This is a genomic window from Streptomyces sp. NPDC001002, assembly GCF_053599215.1.
Genome location: NZ_JBSFLV010000288.1, coordinates 1 through 3,531 on the forward strand (window position 1 = coordinate 1; position 3,531 = coordinate 3,531).

At 74.0% G+C, this 3,531-nt stretch carries 2 protein-coding genes; both read left to right on the forward strand.

Features of this window, described 5'->3' with window-relative positions:
- Positions 1-126: 126 nt before the first annotated feature.
- Positions 127-1,389, forward strand: coding sequence for a phosphoribosylamine--glycine ligase (purD, locus tag ACWDR3_RS47435; protein WP_450358898.1), 1,263 nt, complete (start codon positions 127-129; stop codon positions 1,387-1,389).
- 441 nt (positions 1,390-1,830) lie between these two features.
- On the forward strand, positions 1,831-3,531 hold a 1,701-nt coding region (locus ACWDR3_RS47440), incomplete at its 3' end, for a hypothetical protein (protein ID WP_450358899.1).

The following is a 3,531-nucleotide window of genomic DNA, read 5'->3' on the forward strand; positions in this document are numbered from 1 at the left end:
GCACAATCCAGCCCGTCCGGCGTTTGAGGACGAGGCCGTCCAGGCCGAAGCGGGGGTCTGGGGGCGGCAGCCCCCAGAACAGGCGCCCGCACAAGCACCCCGCACAACCCAGTTAGGCTGACCCCCGTGAAGGTCCTCGTCATCGGCAGCGGTGCCCGCGAACACGCCCTGTGCCGTTCTCTCTCCCTCGACCCCGACGTCACCGCGCTCCACTGCGCCCCCGGCAACGCCGGCATCGCCGAGGTCGCCGAGCTGCACGAGGTCGACGCGCTCGACGGCACGGCCGTAGCGGCGCTGGCCACGGCACTCGAAGCCGACCTCGTGGTCGTCGGGCCGGAGGCTCCGCTGGTCGCCGGGGTCGCCGACGCCGTGCGCGAGGTGGGCATCCCGGTCTTCGGCCCCTCCGGGGAGGCCGCGCGGATCGAGGGTTCCAAGGCCTTCGCGAAGGACGTCATGGCGGGAGCCGAGGTCCCCACCGCGCGCTCGTACGTCTGTACGACGCCCGCTGAGGTCGACGTGGCCCTCGACGCGTTCGGTGCCCCGTACGTCGTCAAGGACGACGGACTCGCGGCCGGCAAGGGCGTCGTCGTCACCGACGACATCGAGGTGGCCCGGGCGCACGCGAACTCCTGCGAGCGGGTCGTCATCGAGGAGTTCCTGGACGGCCCCGAGGTCTCCCTCTTCGCCATCACCGACGGCGAGACGGTCCTCCCGCTCCAGCCGGCCCAGGACTTCAAGCGCGCCCTGGACGGCGACGAGGGCCCGAACACCGGCGGCATGGGCGCGTACTCCCCGCTCCCGTGGGCGGACCCGAAGCTGGTCGACGACATCCTGCGGACCGTGCTCCAGCCGACGGTCGACGAGATGCGCCGCCGGGGCACGCCCTTCTCGGGCCTGCTCTACGCCGGTCTCGCGATCACTTCGCGCGGGGTACGGGTCATCGAGTTCAACGCCCGCTTCGGCGACCCGGAGACCCAGGTCGTGCTGGCCCGCCTGAAGACCCCGCTGGCCGGCGTCCTGCTCGCCGCCGCGAGCGGCAACCTCGCCGACCTGCCGCCCCTGCGCTGGAGCGACTCCGCAGCGGTCACCGTGGTCGTCGCCTCGCACAACTACCCCGGTACCCCGCGCACCGGCGACCCGATCACCGGCCTCGACGAGGTGGCCGCCGAGGACGCCCCGCACGCGTACGTGCTGCACGCTGGCACCCGGCACGACGGGGACGCCGTCGTCAGCGCCGGTGGCCGCGTCCTGTCCGTCACGGCGGCCGGCAAGGACCTCACCGAGGCCCGCGACCGCGCCTACCGGGCCGTCTCCCGCATCCGCCTGGACGGCTCCCAGCACCGCACGGACATCGCGGCGAAGGCGGCGGGCGCGGGCGCGAGCGCCTGACCGGCGGCTCGGCCGACCTGTCACCGGCCCGCCGCCCCCACTCACCCATGCCCACCCACTTCACCCACCCCTCGGATGAACCTCTCGGGCCCCGGATCCGTCTTCGGATGCGGGGCCCAGCGCTGTCTGCCCATGTCTCGGAACCCCGTAAAACGGCCGCCCGTCTCTTAGAACTTGGGTCAGTAATCGAGGCCTGATCATCGCTGTCCGTCATCCACCTCTCCCCAAAGCCATTCCATCGAGTGACCGCTGGCCTATCCGGCTGACGGGGGCCGGGGCCCCAACTAGGGTGCGGCGCAAGCGTTCGGGCACTTGGCCCACCGGCATTGCGATGTCAGTGGCGGGTGCCACAGTGGGGGAGTGAGCAACGCCAGGACAGCGACGCTGTCAGGACAGCCAGGGAGGGGGTGAGGACCGACCGTGACCGCTACCGGTTCGGGTATGGGTGTCGAGGTGGGCGCGCAGGCCGCGCGCTCCCGGGCCCTCGCTGTGCTGCGCATCCGCAGCCGCGCACTTGCCGTGGCCCTGCTGCCCGCGGCCGTCGCCGTGGTGCTGCTGGCCGGCGCTTCCACGGGCCACTTGGTGGGCCCGTTCTGGCACGCCGCCCGGTGGGCCGTGACGCCCGTCGCGGTGGTCGTCCTGCTCGCCGCCGGCGCCATCGGCCTGGTAGTCGCCCGAGCTCGTCCCGCAGTCACTCCGACGGTGGCGATCGCCGAGGAGTCGGCCCCGGACCTGTACCGCATGGTGCGCGACCTGGCCGACCGCCTGGACGTCCCGGCCCCGTCCGCGATAGCGCTCACCCCGGACTGCGACAGCTGGCTGGAGGACCGTACGCACCCGGCCCACGGCCCGCCCCCGGCGGAGGACCGCGACGAGATAGCTGGCGCCGGCGCCCCGCACCGCCGCAGCACCGCCGCGCCCGTCCTCGTCATCGGCTCCCCGTTCCTGTGGTGGATGCGCGTCGGCGAACTGCGCGCGGTCCTCGCCCCGGTGGTCGCCGGTACGGGACCGTCGGCGCAGCCGGACATAGCCGCGGCCCGCCGTTTCGTGCGGGGTCTGGACGCGGCCGTGGCCGTCGCCTCGACGCCGGGCCGTTGCCCGGCGACCCGTGTGGTGTGCGCGGGCGTGGGCTGGGTGGCTCGGCTGCTGCTGCGCAGTTGCCGGGAGCACGCGGCCCTGATGGAGCGGGGCGTCGCGGCTGCCGCCGCCGAGCGTGCACAGGCTGTGGATTACGGTCTGCGGATCGTCGCGCAGGAGCAGGTGGGTCTGGCGTATGCGGGCTGGGACCGTCTCCTGACCCGGGTCGCGCTCCCCGCCTGGCGGATGGGCCGCTGGCCGTCCCGGCTGGACGCGGGCGTGGTCGCCGCGCTCACCGAGCTGTCCCGCCGCGACCGCCTGGCCGAGGGCTTCGCCTCCCGCCTCGGCGAGCGCCCCGCGTGTGACCTGCTCGAAGAGCCCGGCGCGATCGACGAGGCCACCTCCCTGCTCGCCGCCCGCCTCTTCCACGGCGGCCCCGCCGAACCGAGCCCCGACTGGTCCCCGGTGGACTGGCAGGAGTACCCGGACGAGGTCGTCGACCGCAAATGGCGCACCGACGCGGCCCGCCTCCACCGAGTCCTGGACACGATGGCCGCAACCCGCTCCACCACTCCAACGCCCCCGTCCCCGAACGCCCCGACCCTGGCCCGAATCCTGGACCACCTGTCGACTCCGTCGGCTCAGCAGCCCCTGCCGGATCCGGGATCACCCCTGGGGTACGACACCTCAGCCCTCGACGGCACGCCTGACGCCACGCCGGCCGCCTCGGCCGACCCGACCGGCAGTGATGTCACGCCCGAGGCCCCGAGCCCCGCCTCGACGGTCACCAACAGCGAGAGCCCGGCCTCCCCAACAGCCGAGTCCGCCGACGGCAAGAGGCCAGCCACGCCGTCTGTCGAGGGCGCCCCCCTCCGGCCGATCGCCGAAGGCACCTCTGCTCCTCTCCCGCCGATCGCCGAAGGCACCGCCGCGCCCCTCTCACCGATCGCCGAAGACACCCCTGCTCCCCTCCTGTCGATCGCCGAAGACACCCCCACCCCCCTCCCCCCGATCGCCGAAGGCACCGCCGCGCCCTCCCGCGCGGGCGAGAGGCGGGGAGGGAGG